General features: G+C 64.1%; 21 protein-coding genes and 1 pseudogene. 12 read left to right on the top strand and 10 right to left on the bottom strand.

The features are described 5' to 3' along the window. The first annotated feature begins 13 nt into the window (after positions 1 to 13). Positions 14 to 1,387, top strand: a complete 1,374-nt coding sequence (locus EMQ25_RS07355; protein WP_127187898.1) for a PleD family two-component system response regulator — start codon at positions 14 to 16, stop codon at positions 1,385 to 1,387. 303 nt (positions 1,388 to 1,690) lie between these two features. On the opposite strand, the gene rpmG is transcribed toward EMQ25_RS07355, so the two are convergent. From rpmG to ruvX, 9 genes are all read right to left on the bottom strand, one after another. Then, positions 1,691 to 1,858 (bottom strand): 50S ribosomal protein L33, encoded by a 168-nt coding sequence (gene rpmG, locus EMQ25_RS07350; RefSeq protein ID WP_127187897.1) that lies wholly within the window; start codon positions 1,856 to 1,858, stop codon positions 1,691 to 1,693. Positions 1,859 to 1,951: 93 nt separating this feature from the next. Next, positions 1,952 to 2,368, bottom strand: a complete 417-nt coding sequence (locus EMQ25_RS07345) for a DUF983 domain-containing protein (RefSeq protein WP_127187896.1) — start codon at positions 2,366 to 2,368, stop codon at positions 1,952 to 1,954. Between the two features lie 3 nt (positions 2,369 to 2,371). Beyond that, positions 2,372 to 4,648: a ribonuclease R gene (gene rnr, locus EMQ25_RS07340; protein ID WP_127187895.1), complete on the bottom strand. Its 2,277-nt coding sequence runs from the start codon at positions 4,646 to 4,648 to the stop codon at positions 2,372 to 2,374. A 9-nt stretch (positions 4,649 to 4,657) separates the two neighbouring features. Continuing rightward, entirely contained in the window at positions 4,658 to 7,324 is a 2,667-nt protein-coding gene (topA, locus tag EMQ25_RS07335; RefSeq protein ID WP_127187894.1) for a type I DNA topoisomerase, read from the bottom strand. A 145-nt stretch (positions 7,325 to 7,469) separates the two neighbouring features. Further along, complete coding sequence (dprA, locus tag EMQ25_RS07330; protein ID WP_127187893.1) at positions 7,470 to 8,597, bottom strand: DNA-processing protein DprA; 1,128 nt, start codon at positions 8,595 to 8,597, stop codon at positions 7,470 to 7,472. Continuing rightward, entirely contained in the window at positions 8,597 to 9,202 is a 606-nt protein-coding gene (plsY, locus tag EMQ25_RS07325; RefSeq protein ID WP_127187892.1) for a glycerol-3-phosphate 1-O-acyltransferase PlsY, read from the bottom strand. Before plsY ends, dprA begins: the two co-directional genes overlap by 1 nt. After that, a complete protein-coding gene (gene pyrC / locus EMQ25_RS07320; protein WP_127187891.1) occupies positions 9,199 to 10,497 on the bottom strand; it encodes a dihydroorotase in 1,299 nt (432 codons plus the stop codon). Before pyrC ends, plsY begins: the two co-directional genes overlap by 4 nt. Then, the gene (locus EMQ25_RS07315) at positions 10,494 to 11,480 is read right to left on the bottom strand and encodes an aspartate carbamoyltransferase catalytic subunit (protein WP_127187890.1); all 987 of its coding nucleotides are present in this window, start codon (positions 11,478 to 11,480) and stop codon (positions 10,494 to 10,496) included. Before EMQ25_RS07315 ends, pyrC begins: the two co-directional genes overlap by 4 nt. Positions 11,481 to 11,549: 69 nt before the next feature. Next, positions 11,550 to 12,008, bottom strand: a complete 459-nt coding sequence (gene ruvX, locus EMQ25_RS07310) for a Holliday junction resolvase RuvX (RefSeq protein WP_127187889.1) — start codon at positions 12,006 to 12,008, stop codon at positions 11,550 to 11,552. Positions 12,009 to 12,077: 69 nt separating this feature from the next. On the opposite strand from ruvX, the gene EMQ25_RS07305 reads away from it, so the two are divergent. The 8 genes from EMQ25_RS07305 (at position 12,078) to gatB (ending at position 17,776) form a co-directional block, all read left to right on the top strand. Beyond that, complete coding sequence (locus EMQ25_RS07305; protein ID WP_127187888.1) at positions 12,078 to 12,617, top strand: hypothetical protein; 540 nt, start codon at positions 12,078 to 12,080, stop codon at positions 12,615 to 12,617. 69 nt (positions 12,618 to 12,686) lie between these two features. Further along, positions 12,687 to 12,974, top strand: coding sequence for an Asp-tRNA(Asn)/Glu-tRNA(Gln) amidotransferase subunit GatC (gene gatC, locus EMQ25_RS07300; protein ID WP_127187887.1), 288 nt, complete (start codon positions 12,687 to 12,689; stop codon positions 12,972 to 12,974). 4 nt (positions 12,975 to 12,978) lie between these two features. Beyond that, positions 12,979 to 13,461, top strand: coding sequence for a GNAT family N-acetyltransferase (locus tag EMQ25_RS07295; protein WP_127187886.1), 483 nt, complete (start codon positions 12,979 to 12,981; stop codon positions 13,459 to 13,461). Between the two features lie 41 nt (positions 13,462 to 13,502). After that, the gene (gatA, locus tag EMQ25_RS07290; protein WP_127187885.1) at positions 13,503 to 14,987 is read left to right on the top strand and encodes an Asp-tRNA(Asn)/Glu-tRNA(Gln) amidotransferase subunit GatA; all 1,485 of its coding nucleotides are present in this window, start codon (positions 13,503 to 13,505) and stop codon (positions 14,985 to 14,987) included. Between the two features lie 4 nt (positions 14,988 to 14,991). After that, positions 14,992 to 15,309, top strand: a complete 318-nt coding sequence (locus EMQ25_RS07285; RefSeq protein ID WP_192895639.1) for a hypothetical protein — start codon at positions 14,992 to 14,994, stop codon at positions 15,307 to 15,309. A gap of 124 nt (positions 15,310 to 15,433) precedes the next feature. Beyond that, positions 15,434 to 15,742 carry a chorismate mutase gene (locus EMQ25_RS18350; protein WP_244606513.1) on the top strand — a complete coding sequence of 103 codons (309 nt, stop codon included), beginning with the start codon at positions 15,434 to 15,436 and terminating at the stop codon, positions 15,740 to 15,742. 27 nt (positions 15,743 to 15,769) lie between these two features. Continuing rightward, complete coding sequence (locus EMQ25_RS07275) at positions 15,770 to 16,285, top strand: GNAT family N-acetyltransferase (RefSeq protein WP_158625993.1); 516 nt, start codon at positions 15,770 to 15,772, stop codon at positions 16,283 to 16,285. A 12-nt stretch (positions 16,286 to 16,297) separates the two neighbouring features. Then, the gene (gatB, locus tag EMQ25_RS07270; RefSeq protein ID WP_127187882.1) at positions 16,298 to 17,776 is read left to right on the top strand and encodes an Asp-tRNA(Asn)/Glu-tRNA(Gln) amidotransferase subunit GatB; all 1,479 of its coding nucleotides are present in this window, start codon (positions 16,298 to 16,300) and stop codon (positions 17,774 to 17,776) included. An 81-nt stretch (positions 17,777 to 17,857) separates the two neighbouring features. Here gatB and EMQ25_RS07265 read toward each other — a convergent pair whose 3' ends face one another. After that, positions 17,858 to 20,635, bottom strand: a complete 2,778-nt coding sequence (locus tag EMQ25_RS07265) for an Rne/Rng family ribonuclease (RefSeq protein WP_127187881.1) — start codon at positions 20,633 to 20,635, stop codon at positions 17,858 to 17,860. A gap of 593 nt (positions 20,636 to 21,228) precedes the next feature. Between EMQ25_RS07265 and EMQ25_RS07260 the strand changes: the two genes are divergently transcribed. The 3 genes and pseudogenes from EMQ25_RS07260 (at position 21,229) to prfB (ending at position 26,391) form a co-directional block, all read left to right on the top strand. Further along, positions 21,229 to 22,521, top strand: coding sequence for an N-acetylmuramoyl-L-alanine amidase (locus tag EMQ25_RS07260; RefSeq protein ID WP_158625992.1), 1,293 nt, complete (start codon positions 21,229 to 21,231; stop codon positions 22,519 to 22,521). 134 nt (positions 22,522 to 22,655) lie between these two features. Further along, a pseudogene (locus EMQ25_RS07255) lies at positions 22,656 to 25,073 on the top strand (penicillin-binding protein 1A); the annotation flags it as partial. 201 nt (positions 25,074 to 25,274) lie between these two features. Then, a protein-coding gene (gene prfB, locus EMQ25_RS07250) for a peptide chain release factor 2 (protein ID WP_127187878.1) occupies positions 25,275 to 26,391 on the top strand; the annotation gives its coding sequence in 2 pieces (ribosomal slippage) (positions 25,275 to 25,343 and positions 25,345 to 26,391; 1,116 coding nt in all). The last annotated feature ends 52 nt before the right edge of the window (positions 26,392 to 26,443 follow it).

Genomic DNA, 26,443 nt, shown 5'->3' with positions numbered 1-26,443 from the left:
GGGGCACAGGGCTTTGACAGCGCGCGTGCTGATCGTCGACGATATTCCGACGAATGTGCGGCTGCTCGAGGCGCGCCTGTCGGCCGAGTATTTCGAGACCCTATCGGCGAGTTCCGGACCGGAAGCGCTGGCGATCTGCGCCGCGACCGAAATCGATATCATCCTGCTCGATGTGATGATGCCGGGCATGGATGGCTTCGAAGTCTGCCGCCGCCTTAAGGCCGATGCGCGGTTTCACCACATCCCGGTGCTGATGATCACCGCCCTCGATCAGATCTCGGACCGGGTGCGGGGCCTTGAGGCCGGTGCCGACGACTTCCTGTCAAAGCCTGTCGACGATGTGCAGCTTATCGCAAGGGTGAGGAGCCTCGCGCGGCTCAAGGCGCTCACGGACGAATTGCGGGCACGGGCCCTCACCGGGCAAGAGATCGCGATGGACGACCTCGTCCCCTTTGGCGAGAGGGCTTCGGGCGGGGACGGAACGATCCTGCTGGTCGAGCCAGAGCCGGTGCATGCCGAGCGCATTCGCTCGGCGCTGGAGCCGGTGCATCGGGTCACGGTTCTCTCGACCCCGCAGGACATCGTGCAGGCGCTGTCGGAAACCCGCTATGAACTCGTGCTGGTCAGCATGGCGCTGGGGAATTTCGACCCCTTGCGCGTCTGTTCGCAGATCCGCACCTTCGACCAGAGCCGAACGCTGCCCATCATCCTCATCGCGCAGCAGAGCGATCGGGCGCGGGTGGTGCGCGGGCTCGACATCGGCGTCAACGATTTCATCACGAGGCCGGTGGAGCGCAACGAGCTTGCCGCGCGGGTGCGCACGCAGCTGCGCCGCCATCGCTATGCCTGCCAGCTGCGCGACAGCGTCACCCAGACCATGGCGCTGGCGGTTACCGACGAGCTGACCGGCCTCTACAACAGGCGCTATTTCGACCGGCACCTCAATATCATGCTGGCCAAGGCGCGCGAACAGCGTCGGCACATGGCCGTGATGCTGATCGACATGGATTTCTTCAAGGCCATCAACGATTCCTACGGGCATGATTGCGGCGATGCGGTGCTGAAGGAATTCGCGCAGCGCCTCCGCCGCAACATCCGCGGCATCGATCTGGCCTGCAGGTTCGGCGGCGAGGAGTTCGGCGTGCTGATGCCGAACACCGATTCCCGCCAGGCCGAGGCCATTGCGGAGCGCATCAGGATCGCCATCGCCGAACGCGGCTTTGACGTCTCGGCCTCGGCGCGTCCGATCCCGGTGACGGTTTCTGTAGGCATGGCGCTCAACGAATGCGTGTCCGACACGGCAGACCTGATCCTGAAGCGGGCCGACATCGCGCTCTACCGCGCCAAGCGGGAAGGGCGGAACCGCGTCGTCTTCGACGCCGCCTGATCTGCCGGGCCGGCCAATCGTTAAGCGGTAAGGTTAAGCGTTTATTATGCTGGGGGTGTTTGCTTGTGGTTGCGACGCTTTTCTCTAGTGTCGCAAGAAATCGAGGCGGCAAGCATTGTCGCTTCGAGCAAACCCTACGGCCACCTCAGGTCCGCCGCAACTCCTGAGGCCGTAGGGGGCTGGTCCGGCCGCGCGAAGTGGCCTCTTCGACATGCCGGCTGGACCAGCCACCCAATCCCTCCCACGACAAACAAAAAGCCCCGCTCAAGAGCGGGGCTTTTTCAACTGCATCGGAGGCCGATCCTACTTGATCTTGGCTTCCTTGAATTCGACGTGCTTGCGCGCAACCGGGTCGTACTTGCGGAAGGCGAGCTTCTCGGTCTGGGTGCGGGCGTTCTTCTTGGTCACGTAGTAGAAACCGGTGTCGGCCGTGGACACGAGCTTGATCTTGATGGTGTTGGCTTTGGCCATGGTCGCGGTCCTTCAAACAGCGAGCCGCGCGGAAGGCCGCGCGGCTGGGAAATTTTGCCGCAAACTAGTCATTGCGACCGGAAAGTCAAGCGCTCAGCGCGGGTCCGGGAGTGCGGGATCGCGATGGTCGGGGTCGAACCCGTGCATGCGGTTGGCCCATTGCAGCCCGACGAGGAACCCCTTGATCGACGGCAGCATGGCGAGCGGCATGACGACGGCGAGAGGCACGAGAGTGTAGAGGTAGACGAGCGGGTTCACCTGCATCACGAGCTCCAAATGGAGCATGATGAAAATCAGGATGTGCCCGACGATCATGATCGCGATGTATGGGGGGCCATCATCGGCGCGGTGATGGTGAAGTTCCTCACCGCATTCAGGGCAGGCGTCATTGACCTTCAGATAGGCCCTGAACATCTTGCCTTCCCCGCAATTGGGGCATTTGCAAAGCGTCCCGCGCCACATCGCCTGCCCGAGGGGGCGCTCTTCGAGAGTCTTGACCTGATATCCCATCGCCTACTTCTTTCTGCGTCCCATCCTTGCCTGGCCCGAAGATGGTCGGCGTGATCCGCGTTTGACAGATGACGGTTTGACGCGGGTGCCTTCGGACAATAGCTCGAAACGCAACGCGCCGGCTACCGGGGCAACCTCGAGGAGGCGAACCATCACGTCGTCGCCGAGCCGGAAGCGTTCGCCGGTACGGTCCCCGATCAGCGCCTGCTGTTCTTCCATGAAGCGATAAAAATCCCCGCCGATCGAGGAAGCGGGAATGAATCCGTCGGCGCCTGTTTCGGCCAATCTCACGAAGAGGCCGGACTTGATGACGCCCGATATCCTGCCTTCGAAACGCGCCCCGACCTGTCCGGCGAGGTATTGCGCGAGAAGCCGGTCGGCGGTCTCGCGCTCGGCAGCCATCGCCCGGCGTTCGGTCGAGGAGATGTGCTGAGCTACGCCCGGAAGGCCTGCGATGTCCTGCTCGCGCAGCCCGTCCTCGCCGAGCCCCAGCGCCCGGATCAAGGCGCGGTGCACGACGAGGTCGGCATAGCGTCTGATGGGCGAGGTGAAGTGGGCATAGCGATCGAGGTTGAGGCCGAAATGTCCGTAATTCTCGCTCGCATATTCGGCCTGCGCCTGGCTGCGCAGCACCATTTCGCTGACCTGCTCGATCTTGTTCTCGCTGCGTGCGCGGGCGAGAATCCGGTTGAAGTCGACCGGGCGGACGGCCTCGGACTTGGCAAACGGCAGATCGAGCGAGCTCAGGAATTCCCGAAGTGCGGCCAGCTTCTCCCGGCTCGGCGAATCGTGGACCCGGTAGAGCAGGGGGGTGCGCCGCTGCTCCAGCGTTTCGGCCGCCGCGACGTTGGCCGCGATCATCATCTCCTCGATCAGCCGGTGTGCTTCGAGCCGCTCGGGAACATGGATGCGGGTCACCATGCCCTTGTCATCAAGGAGTATCTTGCGCTCAGGCAGGTCGAGATCGAGCGGGCTGCGCTTTTCCCGCGCGCGCGTCATTGCATGATAGGCGGTCCAGAGCGGCTTCAGAATCGGCTCAAGGATGGGCCCGGTCACATCGTCCGGGTTCCCGTCGATCGCGGCCTGAGCCTGCTGATAGCTGAGGCGTGCGGCCGAACGGAACAGCACCCGGTGGAAGGAGTGGCTCTTCTTGCGCCCATCGGCGCCGAGCACCATGCGCACGGCAAGGGAGGGACGGTTGACGCCTTGCTTCAGCGAACAGAGGTCGTTGGAGATCCGCTCGGGTAGCATCGGGACGACGCGATCGGGGAAGTAGACCGAGTTGCCGCGGAGGTATGCCTCCTTGTCCAGCGCGCTACCGGGGCGGACATAAGCGGCCACATCAGCGATGGCGACGTAGACGACATGGCCCCCGGGGTTCTTCTCGTCGGTGTCCGGTTCGGCATAAACCGCGTCGTCATGATCCTTCGCATCCGCGGGATCGATGGTGACGAGGGGAATGTGCCTCCAGTCCTCGCGCCCCTGGAGGCTCGCTTCGGCAGCTGCCTCGGCCTCCTTCAGCACCGCATTGGGAAAGCGGTAGGGGATTTCGAGGTTGTGAATGGCGATGAGGCTGATGGCGCCTTCGCTCTCGGGATTTCCGACGACCGTGGTCACGCGCGTACGCGGGATCATCATGCGGCCAGAAGTCTTGACCTCCACTTCGACGAGGTCGCCATCGCGGGCCTCACCCAGATCTCCGCTGGCGATGCGCATCTCGCGCTGCTTCCGGTCGATCGGGACCAGCCGTGCACCGCCCTCATCGAGCCGCACGATGCCGATCTGACCGCGACGCGGCTTGTCGAGGATCTTCATGGCGCGCGCCGTATAGTGCGGCACGAGCTCGTCGCCGGCATCTATCCGGGCGAGGATGCGATCGCCGGGCCCGGGAACGACGCGTGCGCCCTTGGGCTGCAGGACTTCGACGCGAGGACGTTCGCCCTCGTCTTCCTCGTTCCAGCTGGCGGGATAGGCGATCAGATGATCAGGATCGGCATCGGCCGGAATATCGAGCACGGTGACCGCAGGCAGCATGGCCGTCGGGCGCAGGCTCTTACGCTTGCGCGCAATCAGGCCCTCGCCCTCCATCTCTCGCAGAAGCACCTTGAAGGGCGTACGCATATCGCCCTTGATGCCGAAATACTTTGCGAGATCCCGCTTTCCGTCAAGGTCGGGCTCGTTGGCCATCGCCTCGAGCACCGCCTCGCGGCTTGGCAGTTCGCCCACCGCAAAGTGGCGGGAGCGCTTAGAGGAGGGGCGTTTCGTCGGCGCCTTAGCCATTCAGCTCTTTCAGGCGGTGGCCGCCTTTTTCCGGGTCGCGGCCGTCTTCGCCGCTGTTGATTTGCTCGCGGCCGCCTTAGTGGTGGCCGACTTGGTTGTCTTGGTTGCAGCCTTGGTGGCGGTAGCCGTCTTTGCCGCGGGCTTCTTGGCAGCAGGCTTCTTGGCCGCAGCCTTACGCGCGGGTTTCTTGGCGCCTGTGGCCGCAGCGCGGGCGGCGATCCATTCCAGCGCCTGCTCGATCGTCACGTCCTCGGGCTTCAGCTCCTTGGGGATGGTGGCGTTGACCTTGCCCTGGTTCACATAGGGTCCATAGCGACCGGCTCGCACGGTGATTTCGCCATCGGCATGCTCGAAGCTCTTGATCGCAGCAGGGGCAGCCCGTCCGCGTCCGCCACCGGCGGCCTTCTGCGCTATGAGATCCACGGCCCGGTTGATGCCGACCGTGAACACTTCTTCCGCGTCGGGCAGGTTGGCGTATTTCCCGTCATGCAGGATGAAGGGACCATAGCGACCGAGACCCGCCGTGATCATCTTGCCCGTTTCCGGATGGAGGCCCACCTCGCGTGGCAGCGAGAGAAGCTGCAACGCCTCTTCCAGGGTCACTGCGGCAGGCTCGAGGCCCTTCGGGAGTCCGGCGCGTTTCGGCTCCGGACCTTCTCCAAGTTGCAGATAAGGACCGAAGCGGCCCGATTTCAGGAGGACCTGCTCACCGCTTTCCGGGTCAACGCCCAGAATTCCGTCGCCGGGTGCCGCCTCGCCCGCGCCGCCGGTTGCAGCGTCGGAGAGCTGCATGGTGTGGCGGCACTCGGGATAGTTCGAGCAGCCGATGAAGGCGCCGAACTTGCCCAGCTTTAGCGAAAGCGTGCCGGTCCCACAGGTCGGGCAGCTGCGCGGATCGGAGCCGTCCGGCTTGGCGGGGAAGATGTGGTCGCCCAGAAGCTCATTGAGCGCATCGAGGACTTCGGAGACCCGGAGATCCTTGATCTCGGTAGCGTGGCGGGAGAAGTCCTCCCAGAAATCGCGCAGCACCTGCTTGTAGTCGAGCTCTCCGGCCGAAATGCTGTCGAGCTGTTCTTCGAGATTGGCGGTAAAGCCGAACTCGACATAGCGGGCAAAGAAGCTCTCGAGGAAAGCCGTGACCAGCCGGCCGCGATCCTCGGGGTAGAGGGCGCGCTTCTCGAGCTTTACGTAATTGCGATCCTTGAGCACGGTCAGGGTCGCGGCGTAGGTCGAGGGGCGGCCGATCCCCAGCTCTTCCATCTTCTTGATGAGGCTCGCCTCGGTAAAGCGTGCCGGCGGCTGGGTAAAATGCTGCTCGATATCGACTTTACGCAACTCTGGCCGGTCGCCGACGGCCAGCGGCGGCAGTTCGCGGCTGTCCTCATCGTCCCCGTCCTCGCGATCCTCCTTGGCCTCGACGCCATAAAGAGCAAGGAAACCCGGGAACGTGACAACCGATCCGACCGCCCGCAGCGTGATGGCGCGATCGGTGCCAACCACCTCGATGTCGGCAGTCGTGCGTTCGATCTCGGCGGCGCGCATCTGGCTGGCGAGCGTCCGCCGCCAGATCAGCCCGTAGAGCTTCTGCTGGTCTGGCTCGAGATTGCGCAAGGTATCGGGGTGGCGGAACATGTCCGTGGGGCGGATCGCCTCGTGCGCTTCCTGCGCGTTCTTGGCCTTGGTCTGGTAAATCCGGGCCTTCTCGGGGAGATAGTTGTCGCCGAATTCCTTGGCGATCGCGCGGCGCGCCTGATCGATGCCTTCGGGCGCCATCTGCACGGCATCGGTACGCATATAGGTGATGAGCCCGTCCTCGTAGAGCCGCTGGGCGACCTGCATGGTGCGCGACGGGGAGAAGCCGGCACGCGAGGACGCGTCCTGCTGAAGGCTGGACGTGGTGAAGGGCGGGTAGGGATTGCGACGGGTCGGCTTCTTTTCAAGGCTCGCCACGTTGAAGAGGCCCGCGTCGATGGCTGCCTTCAGCGCTCCAGCCTCGTCGCCTGACTTGATGTCGAGCTTGTCGGTCTTCTTTCCGTCGACCGAATAAAGACGGGCCTCGAATGCCTTGCCTTTCTCCGCCAACGTCGCGATCACCGACCAGTATTCCTCGGGCTTGAAACGCTCGATCTCGGATTCCCGGTCGCAGACAAGGCGCAGCGCCACGGACTGGACGCGACCTGCCGAGCGCGAGCCGGGCAGCTTCCGCCAGAGAATCGGGGAGAGCGTGAAGCCGACGAGATAGTCGAGCGCACGGCGTGCGAGATAGGCGTCGACCAGCGGGCCGTCGATGTCGCGCGGATGCCGCATCGCTTCGGTGACGGCATCCTTGGTGATGGCGTTGAAGACAACCCGGCTTACCGACTGATCCTTCAGGGCCTTCTTCTGCTTCAGCACGTCGAGGATGTGCCAGGAAATCGCCTCTCCCTCGCGATCGGGGTCGGTGGCAAGAATGAGTTCGTCGGCGTCCTTGAGAGCCCGGCCAATATCGGCCAGACGCTTCTTGGCTGCCGTGTCCACTTCCCAGGACATTGCGAAATCTTCTTCCGGGCGCACCGAACCGTCCTTGGACGGCAGGTCGCGCACGTGTCCAAAGCTCGCGAGGACCTCATAGTCCTTGCCGAGATACTTGTTGATTGTCTTGGCCTTGGCCGGACTTTCAACGATAACGAGCTTCATTCACTGCCGCTTTCAGAAACGAGTGTCCGCCTGCAACTGGCGCGCATCAACAAGAGTTGCCCAGCCATGTAGGGGGTGATCAACGCGGCGCAACATGGTGAAGCCCGGGCCAAGTGTCAACGGGGGAGGCTTTGCCCCGGGGCGATCAGCGTGTCACCCGCAGGGCGACCAACTGCCCGCTGGCCCATTCGATCCGGCCTGCCAGATCGAGCTCGAGCAGCAGCATCTGCATGGCGCTTGCGGAGATGCCTGTTTGGCCGATGAGGTCATCGACGGCGACCGGCGTCACGCTCAATGCAGACAGCAGTCGGTCACGATCGTCTTCGTTAGGCGGCTCGGTCAGATCCGGTGCGCCGAGTTCCGGCTCCCAGTCCGGCTCGAAGAGAAGGTTCGTCGAAGGATCGGCAGAACCGATCGTTTCAACGATGTCGGCGGCGCAGGTGACGAGGCGGGCCCCCTGCTGGATGAGGGAATTGCCGCCCTCGGCACGTGGATCAAGGGGCGACCCCGGCACCGCGAAGACGTCGCGGTTCTGCTCGAGCGCGAGCCGTGCGGTGATCAGCGACCCGGACCGCTTGGCGGCCTCGACGACGACGATGCCGAGCGAAATGCCCGACACCAGCCGGTTGCGCCGCGGAAAGTCCCGTGCTCGTGGCTCCCAACCAAAGGGCATTTCGGTGACGAGGCCGCCGCCATGGTCGAGTATCTCCTCGACGAGCGGGACGTTCTCCTGCGGATAAATCCGGTCCATGCCGCCGGCGAGGACGGCAAGCGTGCCGGTCTGCAGGCTTGCGCGATGGGCAGCGGTATCGATGCCGCGGGCCAGGCCCGAGATCACGGTGTAGCCGGCCCGCCCCAGATCGCCAGCAAGAATCGCCGTCATCTTCTGGCCTGCGGTCGAAGCATTGCGCGCCCCGACGATGCCTACCGTCTTTTCGAGGTCGAGACGCTCGCCGCCTACCATGGAGACAAGTGGGGGTGGCCCCGAAACGTGGCGGAGGAGGGGTGGGTAATCTGGCTCTCCGACGGCGACGAGTCGGCCGCCGAGATTTTCGAGTGCGCCAAATTCGTCTTCGGCTTCGGCAAGGCTGGGTACACGCACCCCGGAGCGCCCTGCAAGTCTAGGCAGGGCTTCGAGTGCTGCTTCGGCCGAGCCGAGACGATTGAGCAGCTGCCGGAAGGTGACTGGGCCGACATTGTCAGTACGGATCAACCGGAGCCAGGCAAGCTTTTGAGCGCGCGTCAGGGCATGTCCGGTCCGCACCGCCTCCATCAGGGCGCCTCGGCTTTCCTGCCCCCGATGCGGGGTTCGGTGCCGGCTCTGAGGCGGGCGATGTTGGGGGCGTGCCGGTAAAAGAGTATCGCCGCCAGCACAGCGATGGTCAGTGCAAGTGCGGGTCCCTCAAGGAAGAAAGCGATGATCGGCGTGGTAGCGGCCGCCACGAGGGCGGAGAGAGAGGAGATTCTTCCGACAAGGGCAACGAGCAACCAGGTGGCGCAGAAGATGAGGCCAAGCACCCAGTTGAGGCCGAAGAGGACGCCGATCAGCGTGGCGACGCCCTTGCCGCCATTGAAGCGCAGCCAGACCGGAAAGACATGGCCGAGAAAGGCGCCTACCGCTGCCGCCATCGCGGCCTCGCTTCCCCAAAGCCACGCCGCGAGGAGCACGGGCACGGCCCCCTTGGCGGCATCCAGAAGGAGTGTTAGCGCGGCGAGCCATTTCTTGCCGGTGCGCAGGACGTTCGTTGCGCCGATATTGCCCGAGCCAATGGCCCGAATGTCCCCGAGGCCAGCGGCGCGCGTCAGCAGCAGGCCGAACGGGACGGAGCCGAGCAAATAGCCAAGCCCCAGTCCGAGAACGAGATCAAGCGCGTTCACGCGTTCAGATCCTGCATGGAATAGACTTCAACCCCCGCGACGTATGTCGCCATCACCTTGCCAGCAAGTCGCGCGCCTTCAAAGCTCGTATTGCGGGAACGGGATCGCAGCGCCCGTTCGTCGACCTGCCAGGGATAGTCCGGATCAAAGAGGATGAAATCGGCGGGTGCGCCTTTTTCGAGACGCCCCGATGGCAGGCGCAGGATTTCCGCGGGCCGCAGGGTCAGGGCGCGAAGGACCGTGACGAGATCGACATCCCCGGAGTGCACAAGCCTGAGGGCGGCGGCGAGGAGGGTTTCGAGACCGACGGCTCCGTCGGACGCTTCAGCGAAGGGTTTGCGCTTCACCTCGCTGTCCTTGGGATCGTGATCGGAATGGATGACATCGATCGTGCCGTCGCGCAGCCCCTCGATCATCGCGCGCCGGTCAGCCTCGGCCCGCAGCGGCGGGGAGAGCTTGAAGAAAGTACGGTAGGGTCCGACGTCGTTCTCGTTGAGCGAGAGATTGTTTATCGACACGCCGCAGGAGAGACGGTCGCTTTCGCCGCGTGCTCGAGACATGATCGCAAGCGAAGACGCCGATGAGACCTGTGCGGCGTGATAGCGGACACCCGTGAGCCGGGCCAGTTGCAGGTCGCGCGCCAGCGGGATCGTCTCGGCCTCGACCGGAATGCCCTTGAGCCCGAGTACGGAAGCAAAGTGCCCTTCGTTCATCACGCCTTCGCCGGCAAGGCCCTTGTCGACGACGTGGTGGACGATCGGCATGTCGAAATTGGCTGCATAGCTCATCGCCGTGCGGAGGAGGGCGCTCGACTGGATCGAGCGGCGCCCATCGGAAAGGCAAACCGCGCCGGCTTCCTTCAGCAGGCCGAACTCCGTGATTTCGGCGCCCTCGAGGCCTCGCGTTATGGCGGCGGCCGGCAATATGTTGACGCGGGCCGTGGCTTTGGCCCGGCGCACGATGAAGTCGACGAGCGCGCCATCATCGATCACCGGCATCGTGTCGGGCATCGCAACGAAGCTCGTCACGCCACCTGCGGCGGCGGCATCGCCGGCGCTCTGCAGCGTTTCACGATATTCGCGACCGGGCTCTCCGGTAAATACGCGCATGTCGATGAGCCCCGGTGCGAGGACCAGCCCTTTTCCATCGAGGCGTGTCGCACCTTCGGGCAGAGACGGCGCGCGACCGGCGACGCGATCGTGGATGACCCTATCTTCCACCAACAGTGCCCCAGGGCCATCGTGGCCCGAGGCGGGGTCGACGATATGGACATTGTCGACGACGAAGCGGGTCATCGTGCATCTCCAGCAGGCAGCAGGGCATCGAGCACCGCCATGCGGACGGCAACGCCCATCTCCACCTGATCGGTGATGACCGAGCGGTTGCCGTCGGCGATCGCCGGATCGATTTCGACGCCGCGGTTCATCGGGCCCGGATGCATGACGATGGCATCGGGCTTGGCAAAGGCAAGCTTTTCGGCGTCGAGGCCGTAGAAGCGGTAATATTCGCGGGTGGAAGGGATCATCAGCCCGTTGGCCCGCTCATGCTGCAAACGCAGCATCATCACGACGTCCGCGTCGCGCAGGCCCTCGCGCATGTCGGTGAAGACCTCTGTAGCCATGTGCTCGACGCCGGCGGGCAGGAGATTGCGCGGCGCGATCACCCGGGTGCGGATGTTGAGGGCCCCAAGGAGCAGCAGGTTCGAGCGCGCGACGCGGGAATTGGTGATGTCGCCGCAGATGGCGACCGTGAGACCCTCGAGCCGCTTCTTGTGCTGGCGAATGGTCAACGCATCGAGCAGCGCCTGGGTGGGATGCTCATGGGCACCGTCGCCGGCATTGACGACCGAGCAGCTGACCTTCTGGCTCAGCAACTCAACCGCGCCGGAAGCCGAATGCCGCACGACGATGACGTCGGGGCGCATCGCGTTCAGCGTGGCCGCGGTATCGCTCAGCGTCTCGCCTTTGGCGACCGAAGACGTCCGCACCGACATGTTGACCACGAGCGCGCCGAGACGCTTGCCGGCGATTTCGAACGACGCCTGCGTGCGGGTTGAATTTTCGAAGAAGAGGTTGATCTGCGTCTTGCCCGAGAGCGTGGGGTAAGACTTCCGCTCCTGTCGCGAGACCGGGATCATCGCCTCGGCCCGGTCGAGCAGCGAGAGGATCTCGACCGGATTCAAGTCGGCGATGCCGAGCAGGTGACGCTTGGAAAATGGAGGGAAGGGACCGCCCGCGGTCCCGGTAGCAGGGTTGCCGGATGGCGAAGTGGCGGCCATGTCGCTCCGTCCCGATGGGTTCGGGGCGGTCTAGCCGAGCGGAGGGGGCTTGTACAGGGCGGCGCCGCTTTATCCCCGCCGCAGGCGCTCGAGCGCTCCCTGGAGGATGTAGCTGGCAGCGAGTTTGTCGACCACTTCGGCCCGCTTGTCGCGGCGTGTGTCGGCTTCGATCAGCATACGCGTGACGGCACTCGTGGAGAGCCTTTCATCCCAGAAGACGATGGGCAGCGCAGTTTTTCCGGAGAAGTTGCGAGCAAAGGCCCGGGTGGATTGCGCGCGAGGGCCCTCGGAGCCGTCCATGTTGAGCGGCAGGCCGAGCACGATCCCGACCACTGCGTTCTGCGTGCAAAGGGTCAGCAGCGCTTCGGCATCCTGGGTGAATTTCTGGCGCTTGATCGTCGTCAGCGGGGTTGCCGAGTAGCGCATCGCATCTGAGACTGCCACGCCGATCGTCTTGGTCCCGAGGTCGAGCCCGAGCAGTTTTCCCGAGGGAGGGAGGGCTGCGAAATCGTCTGGGGCCTCTGTCATTTCTGGCTCGCGGTTGGCTCGGTCATGTCCCTCCTATAGGCTCCGGCCCGGCTTGACGATGGAGCGACGATGAAAATCACCTGGTTCGGCGGGACGACGGTGCGGGTGCACCTCGGTGGCATGATCCTCGTGGTCGACGCCGCCGGGGCGCCCACGGGTATTGATCAGGCAGAACTCCTCTCTGGGGCGGATCGCTCGGTTTCCCTCTCAAGCCCTGACCCGTCCCTTTCTGTCATCGACCCCACCGGATGGCGGCCCCGCCGCGTGCGCAGGGCGATCGACGAAAATGAGAGGGAGGAACCCGTCGAGCTCTTCCTCATCGGTGACGGTAGCCTCCTCATCGAGGCAGTGGGAGAGCCCCCGCTAGTGCTGCTGTGCGGTCCTCCGCCGCGCTTCGGGCGCTGGGCCGACGATTCGGTGCTGGTGATGTTCGGCGCAGGCGAGGAGATGGCGGCGAGCGCGACGCTTCTGCTCGATATCGCACGCCCCCGGCTGATTGTTCTCGCCGCGCCTGAAAGCGAAGTCGATCCGGCCATTTCCGCGATCGCGGAGCATCTGGGTGGCGCGGGACTGGTCGCGCTGGAAACGGGCCTCGCGCTCGAAGTTTGACACCGGCTGGCCGCGCGTTGTTAAAAGCGCTAGACAAGCCGCTCTTTCCCGGACACCGCGAGGAACCCGATGTCGGTCGACGCCGCCACAGTCAAGAAGATTGCCCGCCTTGCCCGCATACGCATCACCGATGACGAAGTTGCGGGATATGAGAGCGAACTCAACGCCATGCTGGGCTTTGTGGAGCAGTTGAACGAGGTCGACGTGGACGGCGTGGAGCCGATGACGTCGGTAACCCCGATGGTTCTCCGCCGCCGTGAAGACGTCGTCACGGATGGAGGCTATCCCGAAAAGATCGTGGCCAACGCGCCGCTGTCCGAAGACAATTTCTTCATGGTCCCGAAGGTCGTGGAGTAGGGACATGACGGTTACGGTCGGGGTCGAGACGCCTCTACAGGACGATGTGCGCGAACTCGTGGCGCTCCTGAACGCGCATCTGCTTCCTCTGTCGCCCATCGAGTTCCAGTTCAAGATGACGGTGGAGCAGATGGCCGGGGCGGACACCACGGTTTTCGTCGCCCGAAACGAAGACGGCGTTGCGCTCGGGATCGGTGCGCTGAAACTGCATCCCGAAGCCGTCGGCGAGGTCAAGCGCATGTACACGCGCGAGGCCGTGCGCGGCGAGCGGGTCGGGTCGCAACTCCTTGCCGCGATCATCGAACGTGCGCGCGCAGAGGGCGTGAAGCGCTTGGTGCTCGAAACTGGGGAGGGGCCGGGGTTTGCCGGCGCACAGCGCCTCTACGAACGGCGCGGCTTTACCCGGTGCGGAGCCTTCCTCGACTACCCCGAGAGCCAGTGGTCCGCCTTTTACGAAATGAACCTTGCGGGCGATGTCGCGGCCTGAAGCCGTGCCCCGCGCACCAACGCTTTGAACGGAACGTGCAATTGACCGAACTGACCCGCCTGAGCCTCGCCGCTGCCCGCAAGGGTCTCGATGACAAGGCATTCTCGGCCGTCGAACTAACGGAGGCCTATCTCGGCGCTATCGCCGCGGCCAATCCGAAGCTCAATGCCTATGTCGCGGTTACCGATGACCAGGCCCGCGAGATGGCTGCGGCAAGCGACGAGCGGCTGGCGGCAGGCAAGGGTGGCCCGCTCGAAGGCATTCCGCTCGGCATCAAGGACCTTTTCGGGACCAAGGGCAGTCACACCCAGGCCGGCAGCCATATCCTTGACGGCTTCAAGCCCGAGTATGAATCCACGGTCACGGCCAATCTCTGGCGGGATGGCGCGGTGATGCTCGGCAAGCTCAACATGGATGAGTTCGCCATGGGCTCCTCCAACGAGACCTCCTATTACGGCCCGGTCATCAACCCATGGCGGGGCGAAGGATCCAATCTCGACCTCGTGCCGGGCGGGTCCTCGGGCGGCTCGGCGGCTGCCGTCTCGGCCTGGCTCTGCGCAGGTGCGACGGCGACCGACACCGGCGGTTCGATCCGCCAGCCGGCCGCCTTTACGGGCACGGTCGGGATCAAGCCGACCTATGGCCGGTGCTCGCGCTGGGGCGTCGTCGCCTTCGCGTCCTCGCTCGACCAAGCCGGGCCGATCGCACGGACCGTAGAGGATGCGGCCCTCCTGATGACGTCGATGTCAGGCTTTGATCCCAAGGACTCCACAAGCGCCGACCTTGCCGTTCCGGACTTCGCGGCGGCCGTCGAGCGCGGCGTGAAGGGCCTCGTGATCGGTGTTCCGCGCGAGTACCGCATGGACGGCATGCCCGAGGAGATCGAGGCACTCTGGCGGCAGGGCCTCGAGTGGCTCAGAGCCGAAGGCGCGACCGTTCGGGACATCTCCCTGCCGCACACCAAATATGCCCTGCCGGCCTATTACATCGTTGCGCCCGCAGAGGCGTCGTCCAACCTCGCGCGCTATGACGGGGTGAAATACGGGCTCCGCGTGTCGGGCAAGGACATCACGGACATGTACGAGCTCACGCGCGCCGCCGGCTTCGGCCGCGAGGTGAAGCGCCGCGTGATGATCGGCACCTATGTCCTGTCGGCGGGCTATTACGATGCCTACTACGTGCGGGCACAGAAGGTGCGCACGCTGATCAAGCGGGATTTCGAGGCGGTATTCGCCGACGGTGTCGACGCCATCCTCACCCCTGCGACGCCTTCCGCCGCTTTCGGGGTGGGAGACGAGGACATGAAAGCCGATCCGGTGAAAATGTACCTCAACGACGTCTTCACCGTTACGGTCAACATGGCCGGTCTTCCCGGGATCGCCGTGCCGGCAGGGAAGGACGCGAGCGGATTGCCGCTCGGTCTGCAACTGATCGGCAAGCCTTTCGACGAGGAGACGCTGTTTGCCGCCGGCCGCGTGATCGAGCGCAGCGCCGGGATCGATTTTTCTCCCAAGGTCTGGTGGTAGCCCCATGAGCGAAGACGTTTTCTCGACCCAGGACTGGTCCCAGCCGCCCAAATCGCTCTCGCTGCCTCTGCAGGCGCTCTGGTGGATCAAGAAGGGCGGCATGATCATGGGCCCTGAATGGGAGAACGCCCACGCCATCGTGCAGATGCAGGAAGGCGTGCAGGAATTCGACTGGATCCATGCCCTGCTGCACTGGATCGAAGCCGATATGGGCAATGCCGACTACTGGTATCGTCGCGCTGGAAAGAAGCGGGCTACCCCGAGCGTGTCCGCCGAATGGACCCACATCGCGACCGCGCTCAGCGGAGAGACGCGGCACTGAGCATCGTGGCGGCCGGGGTGCAGAAACCCTGCCGGGATCTCCTTCATTGAAACGCCACGCCCGGTTGAAATTGGCGACCGCCCATTGCACACCAAGGCCGAAATTAGGACCAAGGATCGAGCCCGTGACCAAGCCTCCCGCAAAGTGTAAAACCAAGGAAGACGTGCGCGCAGAGATCGACCGGATCGACCAGTCGCTGCTGGCCCTGTTCGCCGAGCGGCACCGCTATGTCACGCGCATGGCCCAGATCAAGACCGATCCTCATGAAGCCTATGACAAGGCCCGCATCGAAGCGATCATCGTGCGCCAGCGCGAGCGGGCCGAGGACATGGGGTTGGATGAGGATCAGGCGGAGTTGATCTGGCGCACCTTGATCGACTGGAATGTGAACTACGAAAAGGGCATTATCGCAGCACGCCGCCGGGACGACTGACCGGCGCCAACACCCGGAGCCATGCCGATGTTGCCCCAGATCGTGATCCGCAAGGCTGTGGCCTCCGAGGCCGAGACGCTGGCAGACATCGGTTATGTCGCCTGGGAGAGGGATTTGATGCCGTTCCTGCGGGTCGGCGACCGCGCAAGGCGTGCCGAGCAGGATCGGCTGAGCGCAGCCGTGCGCGACTCCCTCGACCGGATCATCGTTGCCGAGGCTGAAGGCGTTTCGGTCGGCTGGTGCAGCCGGGCGCGGGGCAGGGCCTACATTCCCTACCTCTTCGTCACCCCGCTCCTGCAGAACCACGGGATCGGCACCGCGCTTCTGCGCAGGATGGAGTCCATTCTCGAGCTCGAAGGCGCCGACGCAGTGCAGCTCGATACGCTGGCCGACAATGTGCGCGCCGTGAAATTTTATGAGCATCAGGGCTATCACATCCTCGCGCTCGGCCAGCAGGGCCGCGCGGGGCAAGACACCACAATGAACGTGCGGCTCGAGAAGCGCCTGCACCCCTATAGCGGGCCGGTGCCCGACATCGAATAAGGACGTCAAGACTTGACCATCATCGACACGCGCACGCCGCACCGAAAGAGCTTCATCGCCGGGGCGACCGGGGATTGGGAAATCATCATCGGCATGGAAGTGCATGCGCAGGTGACATCGGAGAGCAAGCTGTTCTCCGGCTCCTCGACCGAGTTCGGCCGCCCTGCCAATTCCAATGTGAGCTTCGTGGATGCCGCGATGCCGGGCATGCTGCCGGTGATCAACGAGGAGTGCGTGCGGCAGGCCGTGCGCACCGGGCTCGGGCTCAAGGCGCAGATCAACAAGCGTTCGATCTTCGACAGGAAGAACTATTTCTACCCTGACCTGCCGCAGGGGTACCAGATTTCGCAATATCTTGATCCGATCGTCGGCGAAGGTCGCGTTCTGCTCGATATGGGCGAGGAAACGATCGAGATCGGCATCGAGCGCCTGCACCTCGAGCAGGATGCGGGCAAGTCGATTCACGACCAGCATCCCAATATGAGCTTCGTCGATCTCAACCGGTCCGGCGTCGCACTTATGGAAATCGTCTCCAAACCCGACCTGCGCTCGGCCGACGAGGCGAAGGCCTATCTTTCCAAGCTCAGGACCATCCTGCGCTATCTGGGGACCTGCGACGGCAATATGGAGCAGGGCTCGATGCGCGCCGACGTCAACGTCTCGGTGCGTCGCCCGGGCGGCGCGTTCGGTACGCGTTGCGAGATCAAGAACGTCAATTCGGTGCGCTTTGCCGGGCAGGCGATCGAATATGAAGCGCGCCGGCAGATCGACATTCTCGAGGATGGCGGCACGATCGACCAGGAGACGCGACTGTTCGATCCCAAGCTCGGGGAGACGCGATCGATGCGCTCCAAGGAAGAGGCGCATGACTATCGCTACTTCCCGGATCCGGACCTCCTGCCGCTCGAATTCGACGATGCCTTCATCGCCAAGCTGGCCGAGGGCCTTCCCGAACTCCCCGACGAGAAGAAGGCGCGCTTCATCGCCGAGTATGGCGTCACCGCCTATGACGCCATGGTGCTGACGCTCGACCGCGCCGGGGCCGACTTCTATGAGGCCATGGCCAAGGGACGGGACGGGAAGCTGGCGGCAAACTGGTTCATCAACGAGTTTTCCGCGCGCCTCAACAAGGAAGGCATGGACGTCACGCAGAGCCCGGTGAGCGCCGAGCAACTGGGCGGTATCGTCGATCTCATCGGCAAGGGCGACATATCGGGCAAGATCGGCAAGGATCTGTTCGAGATCGTCTGGGCCGAAGGCGGGGATCCGGCCGAAATCGTCGAGGCCCGCGGCATGAAGCAGGTCACCGATCTGGGCGCGATCGAGACGGTGGTCGACGAGATCATTGCAGCAAATCCTGATCAGGTCGCCAAGGTGAAGGATAAGCCCTCGATGATCGGCTGGTTCGTCGGGCAGGTCATGAAGGCATCGGGTGGCAAGGCCAACCCGCAGGCGGTAAACGAAATCCTCAAGAGCAAGCTCGGCATCTAGCGAGCCGCACTTCCGGGTCAGACCAGCAGAATAGAAAAAGCCCCGCCAATCGGCGGGGCTTTTGCATGCGGGAGGCGGCGATCAGCCCCCGAGGAAGCCGCGCTGCCACCAGCCGGCTTTCTTCTTCGGCTTCTCTTCGCCTTCGGTCACTTCTTCGGCGGGTGCGGCCGTAGAAGACACCACGATTTCGTCCGCCGGAAGTTCCTTGCGGCGACGACGGGCCGGCTTTTCGTCCTCCTGCTCGGCTGCAGGGGCCGCGGCCTCTGGCAAGACCGGCTCGGGCAGGATCGGATCGGTCGGCGGAGGAGCGAGTTCCTCAGGCGGATTGGCTTTCTGCTCCCGAACGCTTGCGGTCGCTTCCACCTCTTCCACCGCTACCGGATCGGCCTTCTTGCGGCGCGTGCGCTTGGGCTTGACCGGAGGAAGGTCGAGGGCCGGATCGAGCACCGCTTCGGCGACGCTGGCGATCGTCGCGGCGTCTGCCGCGGCTGCCGGCGTCTCCTCGACGACCTTCTTACGCCGGGTACGCTTGGGCTTGGCGGGCGGCGTGTCCTCCACCGGAGCTTCAGCGGCTGCGGGCGCAGTTTCGGGCTCGGCGGGGCTTTCCTCGGCAGGTTGCGGGGCTTCGATCACAGGCGCAGCGTCCGCCTCGGCCTCCGCCGCTACCGGCGCTTCCTCTGGCACTTCGGGAGCGCGCGTCTCAGCCGCGACCGCTTCGGCAGGTGCGTCCTCGATCAGCTCGCCATTCTCGTTACGGCGGTTGCGACGACCGCCGCGCCGGCCACGACGCCGACGCTTGCGGGGCTCGCCGGAGTCATCGTGGTCCCCGCCATTCCCGGCCGCCTCGGTGGCGTCCTCATCGGCACCCTGGTCGAGTTCGACGGCCTCGTCGTCAGTGTCGCTGGTCCGCACCTGCTGAGCCGGGGTGCTCTCGTCTCGATCGCCACCGCGCCTCCGGCGCCGGCGCCGGCGTCCGCTGCGCTCTCCGCCTTCTTCGGAGCGCTGCTGGCTGCGGGCTGCGGCGGGTGTCTCCTCGGCCTCCTCGGCATCATCGTCCTCGTCGACCGCGGCGTCGTCGAGATCGTCCATGGCAGCTGTGTCGACGCGGACATGAGTGGCGTCGACCGCAACCTCGGAGTGATGCTGCGGACGCGCTTCGCCTCGTTCGATGAGGTAGTGAGCGGACCCCACGTGATCATCGGCCAGCAAGGTGATGGAGAGGCCGTGCTTGGCTTCAAGCGCCGTCAGGGTCTGGCGCTTGTTGTTGAGCAGATAGAGCGCCACATCGGTCGGCACCTTGACGTTGATCGACTGCCCGGGCTTGCGCAGCACATGATCCTCGATCGCGCGCATGACGAGCAGTGCGATGCTCTCCACGGAGCGCACGATGCCGGTGCCATCGCAGGTCGGGCATTTGTGCGTCGAGCTTTCCACCACGCCGAACCGGATGCGCTGGCGGCTCATCTCCATCAGCCCGAAATGGCTGATGCGGCCGACCTGGATCCGCGCCCGATCGTTCTTCAGGCAGTCCTTGAGCTTGCGCTCCACAGCCCGGTTCGACCGGTTCTCCGTCATGTCGATGAAGTCGATGACGATGAGGCCGGCCAGATCGCGCAGCCTCAATTGCCGGGCGACCTCCTCGGCGGCTTCCAGATTGGTCTGGAGCGCCGTGTCCTCGATATTGTGCTCCTTGGTGGAGCGACCCGAGTTCACGTCGATCGAGACCAAAGCCTCGGTGGGATTGATGACGATGTAGCCGCCGGAGGGGAGGGTGACCTGCGGGGAGAACATCTGGTCGAGCTGAGGCTCGATATTGAAGCGCGAGAAGATCGGCTGATCATCGGTGTAGAGCTGCACGTTCTTGGCGTGGCTCGGCATGATCATGCGCATGAAGTCCTTGGCCTCGCGGTGCGCTTCGACACCGGCGACCATCAACTCGTCGATCTCCTTGGAATAAAGATCGCGAATGGTGCGCTTGATGAGGCTGCCTTCCTCGTAGACGAGGCACGGCGCCTGGCTCTTCAGCGTCAGCGAGCGAACATTCTCCCAGAGCCGCTGGAGGTATTCGAAGTCGCGCTTGACTTCCGCCTTGGTGCGCGACGCGCCAGCGGTACGCAGGATGATGCCCTGTCCCTGTGGCACTTCGAGGTCGCCCACGATCTCCTTGAGCCGCTTGCGGTCGGCAGCATTGGTGATCTTGCGGGAAATGCCGCCACCACGTGCGGTGTTGGGCATCAGAACCGAATAACGGCCGGCGAGGGACAGATAGGTGGTCAGCGCCGCGCCTTTATTGCCGCGCTCTTCCTTCACGACCTGCACCAGCATGACCTGCCGACGCTTGATCACTTCCTGGATCTTGTAGTTCCGACGTGCCGGCGACGGCTTGCGGCGCTCCGGCATCTCCTCGAGCGCGTCGCTGCCGCCAACGCTCTCGACGGGCTCGTTGTTGCGCGGCGCCTGCTCGATATGGCCATTGTCGCCATCGGCGTCGCCGTCCTGCTCGCCATCGTCGTCAGCAGGCTGGCTGACGGAGGTCTCGGCAATCTCCGCCTCGGCCTCGTTATGATCTTCCTCCTCCTCGTCGCGCAGCAGTGCTTCGCGGTCGGCGACGGGAATCTGGTAGTAGTCGGGGTGGATTTCGGAAAATGCGAGGAAGCCGTGGCGATTGCCGCCGTAATCGACGAATGCGGCCTGAAGCGAGGGTTCTACCCGCGTGACCTTGGCGAGGTAGATGTTTCCCCGCAATTGCCGCCGCTGGGCGGATTCGAAATCGAACTCTTCGAGCCGGTTCCCGCTAGTGACGACGATCCGCGTTTCTTCCGGGTGGATGGCATCCACCAACATTCTCTTGATTGCCATAAAATTCTACTCCGCGCGCTCGCGCGCCAACGGCAACGGACCGGCGAGCCGGCCTCGGTTCGGTTGCGCAATGCGAGGCGAATGGTTTGAGGACGGGGGCGCTGACTGCGCCATCGACGGGAAGCAGGCCGGCAGCGTGGCTATGCATGACAATGGCGCAATCAAGGCTGTGGATCGCGTCGCGTCTCGTCTGCCTTACGGCCATATACCTCTTCCTTCACGGGCGAGGGCAGATCGTAATCCGTGCTCGCCGTTCGGCCGTCGCGGCCGAAATTCCGTTCAGAGGCGGGAACTTGCCGCATTCAGCAGCGACCGGGCAGGTGCTGCCGCGCGCCGCTCTCCGCTGCCAGCATATGCGGAGCGCGCCTTATGGGCTGGGGCTTCGACAGGATGCAGGGCAGCAGACCACCTCTATATTCGCTTTAGGACTGTTGGTGCGGATTGGCAACAGGAAACTGGTCGCGCGCCCCCCTCGGGACGCTGCACCGAGCCGTGACTTGCAGGCCATCGCAAATCACGTCCTATTCGCCCGATGCCCAAGAATCGCCCGATCAGTCGGGCATCAGCCGCTGGACTTTGGGAGACCGACACTTTTGTACAACCAGATCGTCAGAAGCCTCGCGCTCTGCCTCATGATGTTCGCCCTTGTCATTGGTCCGGCGGCTTCTGCCTTTGCACAGGATGGGCAGGAGGAGAGCGTTGTCGAGGGGGGCGAAGCGGCGGCCCTTGAGGGCGCTTCAACCGCATTGCCCGACGTGCAGGATGTCCGCGTGTCGAACACGCCTCAGCGGGCACGCCTGATCATCGATCTGTCCAATACCACCGCATTTGCCATCGCCTCTCTTTCCGAGCCAAACAGGATTGCCGTCGACGTCCGTGCAGCATCGGTTTCGGACGTCCGGACGGCGCCCGTGGCTGGCGAGGGGCTAATCGAGAGCTATACGGTTGAGCTTGCCGAGCCTGGTCGCGCGCGGACGCTACTGACCCTCGCCGAACCCGCGCAGGTGCAGCAGGCCTATCTGCTCGACGCGGTTGACGAGCAGCCGGCCCGCCTCGTGGTCGATTTCATCATCGATACGCCCGAAGGGTTTGCGGCCCGCGTTGCCGAAGATCTCGCCGCCTACACCGCCAATCCGGACCAGGCAGCAACGCCGACTGCTCCAGGCGGCTCTGCAATCGAGGCGGCAACGCTTCGCCCGCTCGTAGTCATCGATCCGGGCCATGGCGGCATCGACAATGGGGCTTCGACGCCCAGTGGCATCCACGAGAAGAATATCGTCCTCGATTTCGCGCTTCGCCTGCAGGACGTGCTCGTGGAAGCCGGGCGCTTCGATGTTGCCCTGACACGCTCCGACGACAGTTTCCTCAGGCTCGAGGATCGTGTAGCGCTTGCCCGGGAGAACCGTGCCGATCTCTTCATTTCCCTGCATGCAGACAGTTTCCAGCAGCCCGAGATCCGGGGCGCGAGCGTCTATACGCGCGACGAAAACGCGACCGATATCCTCGATCGCATCATGGCTGACCGCGAAAACAAGGTCGATATCATCGCCGGCTTTGCGATGCCCGAGATGACGCCGGCCGTCGTCGATATCCTCGTCGACCTCATGCGTCGCGAGACCCGGCGGCAGTCCTTCACTGCGGCCGATGCCATAATCCACCAGCTCGAGCCCGCGGTCGAACTCCGCAGATTTCCCCTCCGGCAGGCCGATTTCTTCGTGCTCCAGGCTCCGGACGTGCCATCGATCCTGGTGGAACTCGGGTTCTTGTCCAATGCAGACGATATTTCCAACCTGCTCGAGAGCGGTTGGCGGGATCGGGTTGTCGACGCGCTGGCGCGCGGCATATCGACATATTTCGATGGGCTAGAGGTCGCGGGTATCGAGTAGGGAGCCGATCGGGGCGCTGCGCGTTTGCCGCGGGGCGGTCGCGGGGGCGTGATTGGGTCCACCTGTCTACAAGGGGCCACCGCTCTGCTATGATTCTCGGGCGGCTCGGGCGCCCCTAACGGTAAGAAACGCGTATGTTCAGACTTCTCGGCTGGCTTTTCGGCTTCGGCATGTTCCTATCCCTCGCCGGGGTTGGCGTCGGTGCGCTCTATCTCCAGCAGATATCCAATGACCTGCCGGACTACACGGTTCTCAAGGATTACCAGCCGCCGGTCACGACCCGCGTGCATGCCGCGGATGGTTCGCTGCTCACGGAGTACGCCCGTCAGCGGCGTTTGTTCCAGCCGATCGAGACGATCCCGCCGGTGATCGTCCAGGCGTTCCTCTCGGCTGAGGACAAGGATTTCTATCGTCATGGCGGCATTGATTTCAACGGCATCGCGCGCGAGCTGCGTGACTTCGCTGTAGCCGCGATCGATGGCCGGAGCACCCGCTTGGCCGGTGCGTCGACGATCACCCAGCAGGTCGCCAAGAACTTCTTTCTCTCCCCCGAGCGCGAGATCGAGCGCAAGATCAAGGAAGCGGTGCTGGCGCTGCGCATCGAGGCAACGTTCTCCAAGGACAAGATCCTCGAGCTCTACCTCAACGAGATCTACCTGGGCTCGGTTGGCGGCCAGACCTATGGCGTGGCTGCCGCCGCCCTCAACTATTTCGACAAGGCGCTCTACGAGGTCACCCTGGCCGAAGCCGCCTATATCGCCGCACTTCCCAAAGGGGCGGAGAACTACCATCCGTTTAGGCACCCGCAGGCCGCTATCGATCGCCGGAACTGGGTGCTCGAGCGTATGCGGGAAAACGGCTATATCTCGCCTGAAGAGGCCGAGGAGGCAAAGGCCGAGCCGCTGGTCGTTGCGCCTCGCGAGACCGGGACGCGCCTCTATTCCGCAGAGTATTTTACCGAAGAGGTTCGCCGCCAGCTCGGTGCGCTTTATGGCGAGGATCAGCTCTATGGTGGCGGGCTTTCCGTTCGCACCACGCTCGAGCCGCGCCTGCAGGAATACGCCCGCAAGGCGTTGATGGATGGCCTCATCGCCTATGATCGCGGGCGCGGCTTTCGCGGGCCGGTCGCGAGTATCGAGATCGGTGAGGACTGGGGCGTGGACGTGTCGCGGATCACTCCGCTCCGCGATGTTCCCGAATGGACGCTTGCCGTCATCCTTGAGATGGAGGGGAACTCCGCGCGCATTGGGCTCAGGCCGAGCAACGAGGTCGGCGGCCGGCTGAGTGAAACGCGGGTGACGGGGACCCTCGCAGGCGCCGACATCCCTTGGGTCAGCCGACAGCTTTCGCAGGTGCTGAACGTCGGTGACGTCGTCTACGTCTCGCCTGTCGACGGCAAGGCGGATCACTTCACGCTGCAGCAGGTTCCAGAGATCGAGGGCGCGCTGACCGCGATGGATCCTCGCACGGGTCGTGTGCTGGCGATGGTGGGCGGGTTCTCGTTTGCCGAGAGCGAGTTCAACCGCGCCACACAGGCCCTGCGCCAGCCGGGGTCCTCGTTCAAGCCCATCGTCTATGCCGCTGCTCTCGACAATGGCTACACCCCGGCTTCCGTCGTTCTCGACGCGCCCCTCGAGATCGTCAATGGCGACGGAAGCATCTGGCGGCCGGAGAACTACGCCCAGCAGTTCTACGGACCGCAGACCCTGCGGAAGGGCATCGAGAATTCGCGCAATGTGATGACCGTGCGCCTCGCCAAGGACATCGGCATGCCGCTCGTCGCCGAGTATGCGAAGATGTTCGGCATCTATGACAGCATGCTGCCGGTGCTGGCCATGTCGCTCGGCGCCGGTGAAACGACCAATATGCGCATGACCGCTGCCTATGCGACCATCGCCAATGGCGGCAGGCGGATCACGCCAACCCTGATCGACCGGATACAGGATCGCTACGGCAAGACGGTCTATCGGCATGACGAGCGCGTCTGCCAGACCTGCCGGTCCGAGGCCTGGGTGAACCAGGCAGAGCCGGTCGTTCTCGATAATCGCGAGCAGGTCCTCGATCCGATGACGGCTTACCAGATCACCTCGATGATGGAAGGCGTCGTACAGCGCGGCACGGGAACGGCGGCGCGCGCATTGGGCCGTCCCGTGGCGGGCAAGACCGGCACATCGAACGACTACAAGGATGCCTGGTTCATCGGGTTTACCCCGCAACTCGCCGTCGGCGTCTATATCGGCTTCGATCAGCCCAGAAACATGGGTTCGCAGGCGACGGGCGGTGGCATGGCCGTGCCGATCTTCACGAACTTCATGACGCGTGCGCTCGAGGGCGAACCGGTGCTCGAATTCACGCCGCCTCCGGGCATGCAGCGCATGCTGATCGACCCTGCATCGGGGATCGAGGCCAATGGCGGTGGCGCGATTGCGGAGGCATTCAAGCCGGGCAGCGGACCGAATGCGCCCAATTCCGTGATCGGAGTGGGGTCAAACCAGTATTTCACGCCGCCGCAGGATTATGCCCAACCCCAGCGCACGCAGGCGCGCGAGAGCCGGGGCTTTTTCGACCAGCCGCGCAGGGCGCGCCAGCAGCCGCAGCCGCAGCGCGATCGAGGCTTTTTCAGCCAGCCCCGTAGCGGCAACTTCTGGGACTGAGGTCGCTTGGAGCGCGGCCGATCGCGCGGGTGCGGTTGATCGGTCGTGCCTGCTCGTCTACATGACCACGCACTGTCACAAGAAAAGCGGGGAAAGCCGATGAGAGCAGAAACCGAGCAGGTCATCGATGTAATCCAGCAGGCGTTGACCCTGCTAAGGAGGCATCTTTGACTGGGATAGCGCACAGACACGCCTGGACGCGCTGAACGCGCAGTCCGAATCCCCCGATCTCTGGAACGATCCGGAAAAGGCGCAGGACGTAATGCGCCAGCGCCAGGAACTCGAGGCCGCGATTGCGTCGGTGCACCGCTTCGAGCAGGGCATCAGAGACAATGTGGAGCTCATCGAACTCGGCGAGGCCGAGGGCGACGAGGACATCGTGCGCGAGGCCGAGCAGGCGCTCGTGGCCCTCAAGAACGAAGCGAGCCGTGTCCAGGTCGAAACTCTGCTTTCGGGCGAAGCCGACAAGATGGACGCCTATCTCGAGGTGCATTCGGGCGCCGGGGGCACGGAAAGCCAGGACTGGGCAAACATGCTCCTGCGCATGTACACGCGCTGGGCCGAGCAGCGGAAGTTCAAGGTCGAGACACTTGAAATCCATGACGGCGAAGAGGCCGGCATCAAGTCGGCGACAATCCAGATCAAGGGGCACAACGCCTATGGCTGGCTGAAGACCGAGAGCGGCGTTCACCGACTGGTGCGCATTTCGCCCTATGACAGCCAGGCGCGCCGGCATACGAGCTTTTCGAGCGTTTGGGTTTACCCGGTGATCGACGACACCATTAATATTGAGGTGTCCGAAGCCGATGTGCGGATCGACACCTACCGGGCGTCCGGCGCCGGCGGGCAGCACGTCAACACGACGGATTCGGCCGTCCGCATCACCCATATCCCGACCGGGATCGTCGTGCAGTGCCAGAACGAGCGAAGCCAGCACAAGAACCGGGCTACGGCCTGGGATATGCTGCGGGCGCGCCTCTATGAAGCCGAGCTGCAGAAACGTGAGGAAGCGGCAAACGCGGAGGCCGCCAGCAAGACCGACATCGGCTGGGGCCACCAGATCCGCTCCTATGTCCTGCAGCCCTATCAGATGGTGAAGGATCTCCGCACGAACGTGGAGACCTCGAATCCTGGGGCCGTCCTCGATGGCGACCTCGACCCGTTCATGGAAGCCTCACTCGCCGCAAGGGTCGGGCTCGAGCTCGGCAAGGACTGAATGCGAAGGGGCGCCCCCAAGGACGCCCCTTCCGTCCGACTGCCCCCGAATG

Origin of the sequence: Arsenicitalea aurantiaca (assembly GCF_003994485.1) — a bacterium.
Lineage (GTDB): Bacteria > Pseudomonadota > Alphaproteobacteria > Rhizobiales > Devosiaceae > Arsenicitalea > Arsenicitalea aurantiaca.
The sequence above is the reverse complement of the archived record's forward strand: the minus strand, read 5'-3'. Positions and strand labels throughout refer to the sequence as shown.